Genomic DNA, 14,501 nt, shown 5'->3' on the forward strand with positions numbered 1-14,501 from the left:
AAAATAATTTTTGGACTTGTCTCATATGATGTTGTTAGAACGAGAGACAAGGGGAGACACCATGAATCGATTTGTAAAAGGGATCATTCTTTTATCTATTGCCGCTTTTTTCGCTGAATGCCTTGAATTTGTCGTGAATATGATTTTGGCGCGGGAACTGGGCGAGCATGGAATGGGGCTTTATATGAGTATATTGCCTACGATTTTTTTAGTCATTGTCATCGCGAGCCTGGAGCTGCCGATCTCCATTTCTAAATTCATTGCAGAATCGAATCCGAAGCTTCATGAAAGTATGCTGAGGCACGCGTTTAGAATGACAGCGGTATTCACTGCCTTTTCCACCACCGCTGCAAGCATTGCACTTCCGTTTATTCCGGTGTTTAACACGTATCATCCGTTTATTAAGGGAATTGTCATAGGGCTGATCCCTGTTGTCGCCTTTACCTCGATCGCCAGAGGGTATTTTATGGGTGTACAAAAGATGGGCAAAATCGCTGCTGCGAATGTAATGAAAAAAATTATTCAGCTGCTGTGTTTGTTTATCTTTTTTCAATGGTATTCCTTTGAAATCGATACGGCGGTGCTCATTTCTTTGTTTGTCCTTGTTGCGAGTGATGTCGTCGTGTTTGTGTACTTATATACACAATTTATTCTTGCGCGGCGGGCGCTTTCCGGACAGCAGCATATCCATCTTCGGGGAAAGGATGTCAGAAAAAGACTGCTTGCCGTTTCGATTCCGACGACAGGATTAAGGATTTTTCACGCTGTGACAAATGCCATTGAACCCTTTTTGGTAAAAGGAGCGCTTTTAGCCGCAGGCGTTGCGGGTACAACGGCGATAGACCAATATGGCATGCTTGCCGGAGTTGCCGTGACAATTGGCTCGTTTCCGGCTTTTATCGGCCATTCCTTAATGGTTGTGATGATCCCGAGTATTTCAGAAGCCTATGCGCTGTCTCAATATGACATTGTCTTAAAACGGCTGAAGCAGTCGATTTTCATTACGCTCGGCTACGGTATTCCGGCTGTCTGGGTGATGTTTCAGTTTGCCGGGCCGCTCACCCATCTTTTTTTTCATTCACCAGAGGCGCAATACTATTTACAGCTGCTGTGGCCGTATTTCCTCTTTCATTTGTTTGTCATGCCGCTGCAAGCCTGCTTAATCGGCATGGGATTTGTAAAGGAAGCCTTTTACCATAACGTATGGAGCCACATTGTCGGGCTTAGCATGATGTATGTGCTCGGCTCCATGGAGAATCTGCAAATGCTTGGAATCATTCTCGGGATGAATACAGGAATGATCTTGGTGACAAGCCTTCACTATACGACGATTTGCAAAGGGCTCGGTGTATCTATTTTTCTTACGGGAGGAAACAGATCCCCGCGAATTGAAAGCCGCTGACCATCATACATTCGCAAAAGCAGGGTAAGCTATTCAAAAGCATGAAAGGAAGATCACATGTTGACGAAGCGTTTTACCTTAATCGCATCCCTTGTTATGGTTGCCATATTCTCGTGGCTTCCTGAGGCGACAGCTGAAAAACGGTCGGTCCCTGCGGTGTTTTTAATGAAAACCATTGAAGGAGACGATATTTCAATCCCGCATAAAGGGCAGAAAACAATCCTTCATTTTTGGACATCCTGGTGTCCGCCCTGTAAAAAGGAACTGCCTCAGTTCCAGTCCTTTTATGAAGAACAACAAGCTGGCGGCGTTCAGCTTGTGACAGTTAATTTGGTGAATGCCGAACAAAATAAACAGGCTGTAGTCGACTTTATCGAAGCGAACAAGCTGACGTTTCCGGTCGTGCTTGATTCACAAGGCGATTTAATGAAGACATACCATATCGTGACCATTCCGACCTCTTTTTTACTCAATGAAAAGGGGGAAATTGAAAAAACAGCTGTCGGGCCGATGACGGCGGAGCAGCTAAAAGAATGGGCGCAAGAATAAAAGCTGAGAGGGTAGCCCTTTCAGCTTTTTTTTCATATATCATACCAACAGGATGAAATCGCTAATGATAATTATTATCAAAAAGAAATTAAAATAATTATAATTGAAATTATGCTTTGTCGTGCTATAATAGTAAAAGACATATGAAATCACTCACCATAAGCTGCCTTTTGGGCGGCAATTTTGTTTTTATAAGGGAAATGAAGATGATTTGCGTTCTCAATTAGAGAGGGGGATTCAACATGAATGAACAAGTTATTATACAAAACGACTCGCAGCAGGAATTAAAAACCGAGCAGCGGGCAAGCAATTGGACACAGCATGCGGAACTGATTGCAGCCCTTGTCTCCGGCGCTCTTATTTTAGCAGGATGGATTCTCCATCAACACTCTGTTTTATCTGTTATTCTCTATTTGCTGGCATTTGCGATCGGAGGATTTGCTAAAGCGAAAGAAGGAATTCAGGATACGATTGAATCAAAAATGTTAAATGTAGAGCTGCTGATGATATTTGCGGCAATCGGTTCTGCGATCATCGGCTACTGGGCAGAGGGTGCCATTTTAATTTTTATTTTTTCCTTAAGCGGAGCGTTGGAAACATACACGATGAACAAAAGCAGCAAAGATTTAACCTCATTAATGAAGCTTGAACCTGAGGAAGCAAGCCTTATCGTAAACGGCGAGGTCAAAAGGGTACCTGTCACAGATGTAATGACGGGTGACATCATCGTGGTTAAACCGGGAGAGCGCGTGGCGGCGGACGGGATCATTGAGACCGGTTCAACCAGCTTGGATGAATCTGCGTTAACCGGAGAAGCCATGCCTGTTGAAAAGACGGCCGGTGATGAAGTATTTACGGGAACAGTGAACAGAAACGGGTCACTGACTGTCCGTGTGACAAAATCGAATGAGGATTCTCTTTTCAGAAAGATTATTAAACTGGTGGAATCCGCGCAAAGCAGTGTATCACCGACACAGGCATTTATCGAGCGGTTTGAAAATGCCTATGTAAAAGGCGTGCTTATTGTGGTCGGCTTGCTTTTATTTGTTCCCCATTTTGCTTTAGGCTGGAGCTGGAGTGAAACCTTTTACCGCGCGATGGTATTTATGGTTGTCGCGTCACCGTGCGCGCTTGTTGCTTCCATTATGCCCGCGGCGCTTTCGCTTATCTCGAACGGAGCGCGAAACGGTTTACTTGTAAAGGGAAGCGTGTTCCTTGAACAATTGGGTACAGTTCAAATGATCGCCTTTGATAAGACCGGTACCGTGACACGCGGCCGTCCGGCTGTGGAAGCTGTCAGAATCGCAGAAGGCCATGACGAGGCTGAAGTGCTGGAGGCCGTTTATGCCATTGAAAAACAATCAAGCCATCCGCTGGCAAAGGCTATTACAGAATACGCGGAAAACAGGGGCGTCAATCAGTCGGGCTACATATCCATTGACGAGGAATCTGGCTTTGGTGTTATGGCCTCTGTGTTCGGCTCAAAATGGAAGATCGGAAAAGCTGGTTTTATCGGAGATGACATGGCGGATGCATTTATCGAACAATCTGCATCAGACTTAAAAGACAAAGGCAATACAATTGTATTTATCAAAAAAGACAACAGCATTGCCGGATGCATTGCCCTCAAGGATCAAATCAGGTCTGAAGCAAAAGAGGTCTTGTATGAACTGGGCAGCTTGGGAATCAAAACCGCAATGCTGACGGGAGACCAAAAAGAAACGGCTGAAGCCATAGCGAAAGAAGCAGGCATCACAACTGTCGCGGCAGAATGCCTGCCGGATCAAAAGGTAGAGGAAATCAAAAGGTTAAAAAAAGAATACGGCATTATTGCAATGGTCGGAGACGGTATCAACGACGCGCCTGCTTTGAAGACGGCTGACATCGGCATCGCGATGGGCGGCGGAACGGATGTCGCTCTTGAGACGTCAGATATGGTATTAATGCAAAATGATTTAAAAAAACTTGCGAAAATGTGCCGCTTATCCAGAAAAATGAACCGTATCATTAAGCAAAACATCGTGTTTTCGCTGACGGTTATCTGCTTGCTCATTTGCGCTAACTTTTTGCAGGTGATGGAATTGCCGCTTGGTGTCATCGGTCATGAGGGAAGCACAATTCTTGTTATATTAAATGGTTTAAGGCTGTTAAAGTCATAAACAGCGGTCCCATATGGGCTGCTGTTTTTTTATATCAAGCTCTATATTTTCCGGTTTTTTTCAGCATCCGGACGCTTTAAGACAAGAATAAATGCCAGGCTGCAGCAAACAAATCCGGCAGCGCAGCCTATAATGAAGCTATAGTAATAATAATCGATGCATTTTACGCTGATCAGCGGGGCTGAAATTCCTAAAATGGTCAATAATACGACCGCTTTCCTTTTCAAAAAATTGATAAGCAAATCGAACATCTCCCTGCATCATTCGTCTGTTAACAGTATACAAGATCAAGAAAAGGAAATAAAATGCAATTGTGATTCTTCAAAAAGGCAAGGAGCTTTTAAAACTGATACAATAGATAAGAACATTACCTGAAGCGGGGAGGAATAAAATTGGATAGAATTCAGCGTGTCTCTTCATGGCTAAAGCAGGAAGGGCATACTTCAGCATTCATACATACAAAAGAAAATGTATTTTACTTAACCGGTTTTTATACAGAGCCGCACGAACGATTGATGGGCTTGTTTATTTTTCAGGATGAGGAGCCTTTTTTCATTTGTCCGGGGATGGAAGCCGGGCAAGCGCGCAGTGCCGGGTGGGAACATGAAATCATCGGGTATGCCGATCACGAGGACCCTTGGGCGCTCATCCAGACAGCTTTGAAAAAACGGAAGATCACGATCGATACACTTGCAGTGGAAAAGGATTCAATATCGCTTTCCCGTGCAGAGCAGCTGAAGCAGGCTGTGGGCGGAGCGGAATTTGTGTCAGCGGAAGAAACGCTGAATCAATTCAGGCTTGTGAAAGATCAAGAAGAGATCAAAAAGCTGCAAGAAGCGGCAAAGCTTGCTGATTACGGCGTTGAGATCGGTGTATCAGCTTTACGTGAAGGAATTACCGAAATGGAAGTTCTCGCCCAGATTGAATTTGAATTGAAGAAAAAAGGGATTCAAGGAATGTCTTTTTCCACGATGGTATTGTTTGGGGAAAAATCAGGGCAGCCGCACGGCAATCCGGGAACGGCAAAATTGAAAAAAGGCGATTTTGTATTATTTGATTTAGGTGTCATTCTTGATGGCTATTGTTCAGATATTACGAGAACCTTTGCTTATCAAACAATCAGTCCGAAACAAGAGGAAATCTACCATACGGTGCTGAAAGCGGAAAAAGCCGCCATCGAATTGAGCAAACCCGGTGTCAGAATCGGCGACCTGGATTTAAAGGCCCGCGGCATAATAGAGAAAGCCGGCTACGGAGACTATTTCCCACACCGCCTCGGGCACGGTCTTGGAATTTCCGTCCACGAGTACCCGTCTATGAGCCAAGCGAATGATTCAATCATCCAAGAGGGCATGGTTTATACGATTGAACCGGGCATTTATGTGCCGGACATCGGCGGAGTGCGCATTGAAGATGACGTGCTTGTCACAGAGGAGGGAGCGACAGCACTGACCCGCTACCCGAAAGAATTAACGATTTTGCCATAAATGATGATCACAAAATAAAAAAGGACTTTGTTCACGAAAAAGTCCTTTTTTATCTGCAAAAAATCGAATAAACTTAATGATAAGGACACTGATGTCTTAAATGAAAAAATCATCAAATGTCTTAAATGGCTTTATTTCCTGTTTTTGTTTAAGCGGCTGAAGAGCGAGACAGCTTCCGACAAGCACTGTGATACATAAACCGATTAAAATAAAGAATCCCATTTGTTTCTTCCCCTTTCCGTAAGCAGAGTACGCTCTTATCGTATTGTATGAAACGCATTCCAGATCAAGGGAAAAAAGAAAGAAGGGAAGTTATGGCTAATATTAAAGAAATTGCGAATAAAGCCGGTGTTTCCATTACGACGGTTTCAAGAGTGTTAAATGATCATCCCTATGTGAGCGAAGAGAAGCGAGTGAGAGTGCTGGAGGCGATGAAAGCCTTGGAATATACGAGAAATGTCCATGCCGTTCACCTATCGAAAGGCTTTTCAAATATGATTGGTGTGGTCCTGCCGTCTATCAGACTGCCGTATTTCTCGGAACTTTTGGCCGGGATTGCCGACGCGGCTTTTGCATCAGGCGTCCACCTTACCGTGTATCAGACAAACTATGAAATTGAAAAAGAGATTTTCGCTTTGTCACAATTAAAACAGCGGCAGGTAGACGGACTGATCTTCTGTTCAAAGGCGATATCTGATGAAGAACTGCTTGAGTGGAAGGGACCGCTATTGCTTTGCCAGAATTCAAATGAAGGTCTTTTTTCAACGATCAGTATTCCTCATCAAGATGCATTCCGGCATGGATTGAACTATTTAATAGAAAAAGGCCATAAAAAGATTGCGATATGCCTCGCCAGAAAAAAAGGCATGAACAGCCATTTTCGCATCAAAGCATATAAAGAAGCCCTAGCGGAAATAGGAGAAACCTTTGTTGAGAATTGGATAGTGGAGAAAGCGCTTACGATTTGTGACGGGAAAGAGTTGTATCATAAATGGAATAAGTGGAAGGAGAAGCCGACGGCGATATTGGTAGCCAATGATCAAGTATCAGCGGGCCTTTTACTGGAGGCTAAAGCCCAAGGCACAGCCGTTCCGGACGAACTCGCCATTTTAAGCTTTGATAATCACGAAATCAGTCAATCACTAGGCATAACCACAATTGATATACAGACAAAAGAAATGGGCAAACAAGCCTTTATGCTTCTGGAAAAAAGGATTAAAGGCCAGCCGATTGAAAGAAAAGTACTCGAATACCGTCTGATTGAAAGATCGACTGTTTAGCTTGAATGTTGAAAAAAGGTTTGACGCGCTTTCCATTCGTTTTGTACGATATGATGTATTGAATGACAAAGGAGCTGAGGATCGTGAATGGATCCTTTACAGTTGAAAAGGTACTAAATAATAACGTATTAATCGCTTCTCATCATAAATACAGTGAAGTTGTCCTAATTGGAAAAGGAATCGGCTTTGGAAAAAAACAAGCTGATATGATTGAAGATAAAGGGTACGAAAAAATGTTTATCTTAAAGGATGAGAAAGAACAAAAGCAGTTTAAAAAGCTCCTTGACTATGTAGATGAAAACTTGGTTGATATCTCCAATGATGTGATTGTTCATATTGCAGAGCGGGTGAACCATTCATTAAATGAACATATCCATATCGCTTTGACCGATCATATTGCATTTGCGATTAAACGGCTGAAGCAAGGGTTTGATATGAAAAACCCATTTCTGATGGAGACACAGTCACTCTATCCGGATGAATACCAAATTGCCGAGGAAGTTGTGGCGATCATTAATGAAAAAGCGGGGATCAGCCTGCCGGACGGTGAAATCGGATTTATCGCTTTGCATATCCATTCAGCACTGACCAATCGTCCGCTTTCCGAGGTAAACCAGCATTCCCAGCTGATGGCCCGGCTTGTACAAGTTATCGAGGATGCTTTTCAAATGAAGGTCAACAAGGAAAGCGTACATTATCTGCGCCTCATTCGTCATATCAGATTTACCATCGATAGGATCAAAAGGGATGAACCGACTAAAGAACCAGAAAAATTAATGTTATTATTGAAAAATGAGTATCCGCTATGCTACAATACAGCTTGGAAATTGATAAAAATCTTACAGCAAACATTGAAAAAACCAGTTCATGAGGCGGAAGCGGTCTATCTTACGCTTCATCTGTACCGATTAACCAATAAAATTTCATAACACTTCAGTTTAGCCTTTAAAAACGTGTTACTGATTCGATCAGGCATGAGTGATTGAGGGGAAAAAAGCGGGAATTTGTTCTCGTTCTTTTGCGCACCCAACTTTTACTCATGCCTTTTTTATTGTCTAAAAGGGCAAATGTAAACGGTTAAACTGATGGCCTGCGCCCGTGAATTCGTTGTCATGATTTTTCGCTGTAAGGTCAAACTAGTAAATAGAGGAGGTCAATTCTATGTTTAAAGCATTATTCGGCGTTCTCCAGAAAATCGGGCGCGCTCTTATGCTTCCAGTTGCCATTCTTCCTGCGGCGGGTATTTTACTAGCGATTGGGAATGCCATGCAGAACAAGGACATGATTGAGGTTTTGCAATTCCTAAGTAATGACAATATCCAGCTGGTAGCGGGAGTAATGGAAAGTGCGGGGCAAATCGTTTTTGACAACCTGCCGCTTCTCTTTGCAGTCGGAGTTGCCATAGGACTCGCGAATGGCGACGGCGTTGCCGGGATCGCTGCAATCATCGGATATCTTGTAATGAACGTATCGATGAGTGCGGTTCTCCTTGCAAACGGAACCATTCCTTCTGATTCTGTAGAAAGAGCCAAATTCTTTACAGAAAACCATCCGGCATATGTCAACATGCTAGGCATACCGACATTGGCTACAGGGGTATTCGGCGGTATTATCGTCGGAGTACTGGCAGCGCTGTTGTTCAACAAATTTTATAAAATTGAGCTTCCGCAATATCTCGGATTCTTTGCGGGTAAGCGCTTTGTACCAATTGTGACATCAATTTCTGCTTTAATTCTCGGTCTTATTATGTTAGTGATCTGGCCTCCGATCCAGCATGGGCTGAATTCCTTCTCAACAGGTTTGGTGGAAGCGAATCCAACGCTTGCTGCATTTATCTTTGGAGTGATTGAACGTTCACTTATTCCTTTCGGCTTGCATCACATTTTTTACTCGCCGTTCTGGTATGAGTTCTTTAGCTACAAAAGTGCAGCCGGGGAAATTATCCGCGGAGATCAGCGTATTTTCATGGCGCAGATCAAAGACGGTGTACAATTAACTGCCGGTACATTTATGACAGGAAAATACCCGTTCATGATGTTCGGACTTCCGGCTGCGGCTCTTGCGATTTATCATGAGGCAAAGCCGAAAAACAAAAAGCTCGTTGCGGGTATTATGGGCTCAGCAGCTCTGACTTCTTTCTTAACAGGTATTACAGAGCCGCTAGAATTCTCATTCCTGTTTGTGGCTCCGATCCTGTTTGCAATACACTGTGTGTTTGCAGGGCTTTCATTTATGGTTATGCAGCTTTTACATGTAAAGATCGGTATGACATTCTCAGGCGGTTTAATTGACTATTTCCTATTCGGAATTTTGCCGAACCGGACTGCATGGTGGCTTGTGGTTCCTGTAGGTTTAGGCTTGGCCGTGATCTACTACTTCGGATTCCGTTTCGCCATCCGCAAGTTCAATTTGAAAACGCCGGGACGCGAGGATGATTCTGCTGAATCTGATGATTCCGGCAAGCAAGGCGAAGCGGGAGATCTGCCTTACGAAATCTTGCAGGCGATGGGCGACCAGGAGAACATTAAGCACCTCGACGCATGTATCACAAGGCTTCGTGTTACCGTGAATGACCAGAAAAAAGTGGACAAAGACCGTCTGAAAAAACTCGGCGCTTCAGGTGTTCTTGAAGTCGGCAATAACATTCAAGCCATTTTCGGGCCGCGTTCTGACGGCTTAAAAACACAAATGCAGGATATTATCGCAGGACGCACGCCAAGACCAGAGCCGAGAACGTCTGCTGAAGAAGAAGTCAGCCAGCAGGTCGAGGAAGTCATCGCAGACCCGCTGCAAAATGAAATTGGCGAGGAAGTCTTTGTTTCTCCGATCACTGGTGAGATTCACCCGATTACTGATGTTCCTGACCAAGTCTTCTCAGGAAAAATGATGGGTGACGGATTCGCTATTCTTCCGACAGAAGGAATCGTGGTATCTCCTGTCAGAGGTAAAATACTGAACGTATTCCCTACAAAGCATGCGATCGGTTTGCAGTCTGACGGCGGAAAAGAAATCTTGATTCACTTCGGAATCGATACAGTCAGCCTTAAAGGCGAAGGGTTTACGTCATTCGTCTCAGAAGGAGACCGTGTGGAACCGGGCCAAAAACTTCTTGAAGTAGATTTAGATGCAGTGAAGCCGAATGTACCTTCCCTCATGACACCGATTGTATTTACGAACCTTGCTGAGGGAGAAAGTGTCGGCATCAAGGCAGATGGCTCAGTTAAAAGAGAACAAGAAGATATTGTGAAGATTGAAAAGTAAGCATTCAAGATGCTGTGCTTGTCAGATGACAAGTGCGGCTGTATGATATAATATTGTGAAGTAATATATAGCTTTAAGTTAAAAGGAGAATGATAAAAATGGCTCAAAAAACATTCAAAGTAACTGCAGATTCTGGAATTCACGCTCGTCCTGCTACAGTTCTTGTACAAACTGCAAGCAAATATGACGCTGATGTTAATTTAGAATATAACGGCAAAACAGTAAACCTTAAATCAATTATGGGTGTAATGTCTCTAGGAATCGCTAAAGGCGCTGAAATTACAATTTCTGCTTCAGGCGCTGATGAAAACGACGCTCTTAACGCTTTAGAAGAAACAATGAAAAGCGAAGGACTCGGCGAGTAATGCAAGAGTTAAAAGGGATTGGCGCTTCAGCCGGAATCGCGATTGCGAAAGCGTACCGGCTTGAAGAGCCAGATTTAACGGTTGAAAAGAAAAACATCTCTGATTCTGAAGCGGAAGTAAGCCGTTTTGAAGATGCTATCACTCGTTCCAAAGACGAGCTTGAAAAAATCAAAGAGCATGCTTTAAAAGAACTTGGCCAGGATAAAGCGGACATTTTTTCCGCTCATCTCTTAGTTCTCAGCGATCCTGAGCTTTTGAACCCGATTAAAGAAAAAATCAGTTCAGAGTCAGTTAACGCTGAATTCGCTTTGAAAGAAACAGCATCAATGTTTGTTTCCATGTTCGAATCAATGGACAACGAATATATGAAAGAGCGTGCAGCAGATATCCGCGACGTTACAAAACGTGTAACAGGACACCTTCTTGGCGTTGAAATACCAAACCCGAGTCTGATATCCGAAGAGGTTATCATTGTGGCTGAAGACTTAACACCGTCTGATACGGCGCAATTAAACCGCGAATTTGTAAAAGGGTTTACAACGGATATCGGCGGACGCACATCACACTCTGCAATTATGGCCCGCTCATTGGAGATTCCGGCAGTCGTCGGTACGAAAACGGCTACTGGCACTATCCAAAATGGGGTAACGGTCATTGTCGACGGCATTAACGGTGATGTCATCATCGATCCGTCTGCTGACACAGTTAAGAAGTATGAAGAAAAGCACAGCGCTTATATGGCTCAAAAAGCTGAGTGGGCGAAGCTTGTCAATGAACCGACAGTATCAAAAGACGGACATCATGTTGAGCTTGCGGCTAATATCGGCACACCTGATGATGTAAAGGGCGTTTTAGAAAACGGGGGAGAAGCAGTAGGTCTTTACCGTACGGAATTCCTTTACATGGGAAGAGAACAGCTCCCTACAGAAGATGAGCAGTTTGATGCTTACAAAGCGGTTCTTGAGCGAATGGAAGGAAAATCAGTTGTCGTACGGACGCTTGATATAGGCGGAGACAAAGAGCTTCCTTACCTGGAGCTTCCGAAAGAAATGAACCCGTTCTTGGGCTACAGAGCGATTCGCCTTTGCCTTGATGAGCAAGAAATCTTCAGAACACAGCTTCGCGCGCTGCTTCGTGCAAGTACATACGGAAACCTGAAAATCATGTTCCCGATGATTGCAACAGTAAACGAATTTAGAGAAGCGAAAGCAATCCTTCTTGAAGAAAAAGAAAAGCTCGTTCAAGCGGGACAAGTTGTCTCTGAGGACATTGAAGTCGGTATGATGGTTGAAATTCCATCAACGGCAGTTATTGCTGACCAGTTTGCCAAAGAAGTTGATTTCTTCAGTATCGGAACAAATGACTTGATCCAATACACAATGGCTGCTGACCGTATGAATGAACGGGTTGCATACCTGTATCAGCCATACAATCCAGCGATTCTCCGCCTGATCACACTAGTGATCGAAGCTGCTCATAAAGAAGGAAAATGGGTCGGCATGTGCGGTGAAATGGCAGGAGACGAAATTGCGATTCCGATTCTTCTCGGACTTGGCTTAGATGAGTTCTCAATGAGTGCAACATCTATCCTTCCGGCAAGAACACAGATCAGCAAGCTTTCTAAAAAAGAAGCTGAATCATTCAAAGAAAAAATCTTGTCAATGAGCACGACAGAAGAAGTTGTCGCGTTTGTAAAAGAGACATTTAATTCATAATACTAAAACCAGCCGGGCTTTTGCCCTGCTGGTTTTTTTCATATTCAGAGGAAAGGCGGGGCAAAATAATCCCACTAGGAGGGATAGAATGTCAAACGAATTTAACGCGGGTGATACAGTGTATGTGATTTATCGGAATCCCCACGCTGCAAATGTTGCGCATATAAAGGAAGCGGAAGTTGTGCATCATCCATATCACGAAGGGGAGCTTTCCTTATTTTTATATGAAACCTATCATCCTCTTGCCGAGGATGATGCCGTATTTGCGAGCTATGAAGAAGCGGAACATCTATATAATCAGCTATTTGATATCGATCAATACAGATGACAAGGAAAACATTGCATCACATATCCTTACTTACGTATGAGAAAAGTAACAGAAGAAAAGTGAAAAGGATGTGGCTTCATGCAGAACCCGTTCGTTCCGCAGCTCGTTTATATTGAACCGAGAGCGCTGGAATATCCATTAGGGAAAGAGCTAAGAGATAAATTTGAACATATGGGAATTGAAATCAGAGAAACAACATCACATAATCAGGTGCGGAATATACCCGGAAAAAACCACCTTCAGCAATACAGAAATGCAAAGTCGACACTGGTCATCGGCGTACGGAAAACATTGAAATTTGATTCTTCAAAACCATCGGCTGAATATGCGATCCCGTTTGCAACCGGCTGCATGGGGCATTGCCATTATTGCTATTTGCAAACGACGATGGGGTCTAAACCTTATATCAGAACGTATGTGAATGTGGAAGAAATATTAGATCAAGCGGATGAATACATGCAAGAACGGGCCCCTGATTTTACAAGGTTTGAAGCTTCTTGTACATCAGATATCGTCGGTATCGACCATCTGACACACACGCTGAAGCGTGCTATTGAACACTTCGGGCAAAGTGAATTGGGGAAACTCAGATTTGTAACCAAATTTCATCATGTGGATCATTTGCTGGATGCGAAGCACAACGGGAAGACAAGGTTCAGATTCAGCATTAACGCCGACTATGTCATCAAAAATTTTGAACCCGGCACTTCTCCTCTCGATAAACGGATAGAAGCCGCTGTAAAGGTAGCAAAAGCAGGCTATCCTTTAGGCTTTATCGTCGCACCGATCTATATTCATGAAGGCTGGGAGGAAGGTTACAGGGTCCTGTTTGAAAAATTGGACGCCGCTTTGCCGAAAGACGTAAGACATGATATTACGTTTGAATTGATTCAGCACCGATTCACTAAGCCGGCGAAACGAGTGATTGAAAAGAACTATCCGAAATCAAAACTAGAACTTGATGAAGAAAAGCGCCGCTATAAATGGGGACGCTACGGCATCGGCAAATACATCTACCAGAAGGATGAAGAGCACGAACTTCGGGAAACGCTGGAATCCTATATCGACCGTTATTTCCCTAATGCAAAACTCGAATATTTCACTTAAAACGGGCTCACGCAGCCCGTTTTTTGATAAAATGGGTTTTTCCACTCCATCAAGATGCCGTAATGTAATGATTCCTCATCTTCCAAATAGTTTCTCACCACACCGACAGGCTCTCGCCCGCAATGAAGCAGAAATGACAGAACCGGATCATTCTTTTCTCCCTCTAGTACGGCTTCGACATATTGCTCAGCGGTAAGTTCATGCGAATATTTATGATAACGAGGAATTCGAGCGCCACCCAGCAAACGTTCAAGCTGCTTTGAAACCGTCAGTTCATACATCGTTTGCATCAGCCATTTTCCGATCCCCACCTTTCGGTAAGAAGGAGACACCGAAATATCAACGACATATAACGTATTGCCTTCTTTATTATGATTTCTGATATATCCATGATCAGTAATTTCTGCCCAAGTATGATCAGGATGCCCAGGGTCAAATTGGACAATCAGCGCGGTCATGGAACCGATGATCACATCATTCACCAGCGCGCATAAAGCCCCTTCCCGAAAGGTTTCTATATGGCTGTGTAACTGCTCCTTGGACCACAGAAGTTCCTGTGGAAAAGGGGAAGGGAAACATTCTTTTTGCAGAGAAAGCAAACCTGCAACGTCTCTGTGAGTGTATTGCCTGATCAACAGCTTCTCGTATTTGCGGCCATCATAAAAGCGGATATTCTTTTGAATCGTAATCACCCTCCTTTTTCCAAAACATTATATCGTATACCTTACGGCAGGAAAATAAAAAAAGTAATTTTCTGAATATATAGTTCCCATTTCATATTATTTTCTTTTTCAGTATATTCATTTTCCTAAAGAGAAAGCCGATATACTCATTAGGAGGGGATTGCT

The 14,501-nt window shown here is 43.6% G+C and carries 14 protein-coding genes; 11 read left to right on the forward strand and 3 right to left on the reverse strand.

Annotation, left to right across the window (positions count from 1 at the left end; all coding sequences use genetic code 11):
- The first annotated feature begins 61 nt into the window (after positions 1-61).
- The 3 genes from ykvU (at position 62) to AXI57_RS16230 (ending at position 4,110) form a co-directional block, all read left to right on the forward strand.
- Positions 62-1,402, forward strand: coding sequence for a sporulation protein YkvU (gene ykvU, locus AXI57_RS16220; protein ID WP_003327296.1), 1,341 nt, complete (start codon positions 62-64; stop codon positions 1,400-1,402).
- A 57-nt stretch (positions 1,403-1,459) separates the two neighbouring features.
- Positions 1,460-1,951, forward strand: a complete 492-nt coding sequence (gene stoA / locus AXI57_RS16225) for an endospore biogenesis thiol-disulfide oxidoreductase StoA (protein ID WP_010788443.1) — start codon at positions 1,460-1,462, stop codon at positions 1,949-1,951.
- 242 nt (positions 1,952-2,193) lie between these two features.
- Complete coding sequence (locus AXI57_RS16230; RefSeq protein WP_061670686.1) at positions 2,194-4,110, forward strand: heavy metal translocating P-type ATPase; 1,917 nt, start codon at positions 2,194-2,196, stop codon at positions 4,108-4,110.
- 41 nt (positions 4,111-4,151) lie between these two features.
- Here AXI57_RS16230 and AXI57_RS16235 read toward each other — a convergent pair whose 3' ends face one another.
- Positions 4,152-4,352: a hypothetical protein gene (locus tag AXI57_RS16235; protein ID WP_003327292.1), complete on the reverse strand. Its 201-nt coding sequence runs from the start codon at positions 4,350-4,352 to the stop codon at positions 4,152-4,154.
- Positions 4,353-4,502: 150 nt separating this feature from the next.
- On the opposite strand from AXI57_RS16235, the gene AXI57_RS16240 reads away from it, so the two are divergent.
- Positions 4,503-5,597: a M24 family metallopeptidase gene (locus AXI57_RS16240; RefSeq protein ID WP_061670687.1), complete on the forward strand. Its 1,095-nt coding sequence runs from the start codon at positions 4,503-4,505 to the stop codon at positions 5,595-5,597.
- Positions 5,598-5,693: 96 nt separating this feature from the next.
- Here AXI57_RS16240 and AXI57_RS22315 read toward each other — a convergent pair whose 3' ends face one another.
- Positions 5,694-5,819, reverse strand: a complete 126-nt coding sequence (locus AXI57_RS22315; RefSeq protein WP_003327290.1) for a hypothetical protein — start codon at positions 5,817-5,819, stop codon at positions 5,694-5,696.
- Between the two features lie 92 nt (positions 5,820-5,911).
- On the opposite strand from AXI57_RS22315, the gene AXI57_RS16245 reads away from it, so the two are divergent.
- The 7 genes from AXI57_RS16245 (at position 5,912) to splB (ending at position 13,653) form a co-directional block, all read left to right on the forward strand.
- Positions 5,912-6,877, forward strand: a complete 966-nt coding sequence (locus AXI57_RS16245) for a LacI family DNA-binding transcriptional regulator (RefSeq protein WP_003327289.1) — start codon at positions 5,912-5,914, stop codon at positions 6,875-6,877.
- A 62-nt stretch (positions 6,878-6,939) separates the two neighbouring features.
- Positions 6,940-7,806: a glucose PTS transporter transcription antiterminator GlcT gene (gene glcT, locus AXI57_RS16250; protein WP_034717991.1), complete on the forward strand. Its 867-nt coding sequence runs from the start codon at positions 6,940-6,942 to the stop codon at positions 7,804-7,806.
- Between the two features lie 232 nt (positions 7,807-8,038).
- The gene (gene ptsG, locus AXI57_RS16255; protein WP_003327287.1) at positions 8,039-10,138 is read left to right on the forward strand and encodes a PTS glucose transporter subunit IIABC; all 2,100 of its coding nucleotides are present in this window, start codon (positions 8,039-8,041) and stop codon (positions 10,136-10,138) included.
- Positions 10,139-10,236: 98 nt separating this feature from the next.
- Positions 10,237-10,503, forward strand: a complete 267-nt coding sequence (locus AXI57_RS16260) for a phosphocarrier protein HPr (RefSeq protein ID WP_003154654.1) — start codon at positions 10,237-10,239, stop codon at positions 10,501-10,503.
- Positions 10,503-12,218 (forward strand): phosphoenolpyruvate--protein phosphotransferase, encoded by a 1,716-nt coding sequence (ptsP, locus tag AXI57_RS16265; RefSeq protein WP_003327286.1) that lies wholly within the window; start codon positions 10,503-10,505, stop codon positions 12,216-12,218. Before AXI57_RS16260 ends, ptsP begins: the two co-directional genes overlap by 1 nt.
- An 88-nt stretch (positions 12,219-12,306) precedes the next feature.
- A complete protein-coding gene (gene splA / locus AXI57_RS16270) occupies positions 12,307-12,546 on the forward strand; it encodes a splAB operon transcriptional regulator SplA (RefSeq protein ID WP_003327285.1) in 240 nt (79 codons plus the stop codon).
- Between the two features lie 78 nt (positions 12,547-12,624).
- A complete protein-coding gene (gene splB, locus AXI57_RS16275; protein ID WP_003327283.1) occupies positions 12,625-13,653 on the forward strand; it encodes a spore photoproduct lyase in 1,029 nt (342 codons plus the stop codon).
- Here the strand turns inward: splB and AXI57_RS16280 are convergent.
- Complete coding sequence (locus AXI57_RS16280; RefSeq protein ID WP_081112784.1) at positions 13,650-14,345, reverse strand: GNAT family N-acetyltransferase; 696 nt, start codon at positions 14,343-14,345, stop codon at positions 13,650-13,652. The genes splB and AXI57_RS16280 overlap by 4 nt on opposite strands.
- Between the last annotated feature and the right edge of the window lie 156 nt (positions 14,346-14,501).

The sequence above is a fragment of the Bacillus atrophaeus genome (assembly GCF_001584335.1).
GTDB lineage: Bacteria > Bacillota > Bacilli > Bacillales > Bacillaceae > Bacillus > Bacillus atrophaeus.

Bases quoted from the DNA above. Each gene is read 5' to 3' on its own strand.
- AXI57_RS22315 (WP_003327290.1), bottom strand. From the start codon at position 5,819: ATGGGATTCTTTATTTTAATCGGTTTATGTATCACAGTGCTTGTCGGA.
- stoA (WP_010788443.1), top strand. From the start codon at position 1,460: ATGTTGACGAAGCGTTTTACCTTAATCGCATCCCTTGTTATGGTTGCC.
- ykvU (WP_003327296.1), top strand. From the start codon at position 62: ATGAATCGATTTGTAAAAGGGATCATTCTTTTATCTATTGCCGCTTTT.
- splA (WP_003327285.1), top strand. From the start codon at position 12,307: ATGTCAAACGAATTTAACGCGGGTGATACAGTGTATGTGATTTATCGG.
- ptsP (WP_003327286.1), top strand. From the start codon at position 10,503: ATGCAAGAGTTAAAAGGGATTGGCGCTTCAGCCGGAATCGCGATTGCG.
- splB (WP_003327283.1), top strand. From the start codon at position 12,625: ATGCAGAACCCGTTCGTTCCGCAGCTCGTTTATATTGAACCGAGAGCG.
- AXI57_RS16260 (WP_003154654.1), top strand. From the start codon at position 10,237: ATGGCTCAAAAAACATTCAAAGTAACTGCAGATTCTGGAATTCACGCT.
- ptsG (WP_003327287.1), top strand. From the start codon at position 8,039: ATGTTTAAAGCATTATTCGGCGTTCTCCAGAAAATCGGGCGCGCTCTT.
- AXI57_RS16230 (WP_061670686.1), top strand. From the start codon at position 2,194: ATGAATGAACAAGTTATTATACAAAACGACTCGCAGCAGGAATTAAAA.
- AXI57_RS16245 (WP_003327289.1), top strand. From the start codon at position 5,912: ATGGCTAATATTAAAGAAATTGCGAATAAAGCCGGTGTTTCCATTACG.
- glcT (WP_034717991.1), top strand. From the start codon at position 6,940: ATGACAAAGGAGCTGAGGATCGTGAATGGATCCTTTACAGTTGAAAAG.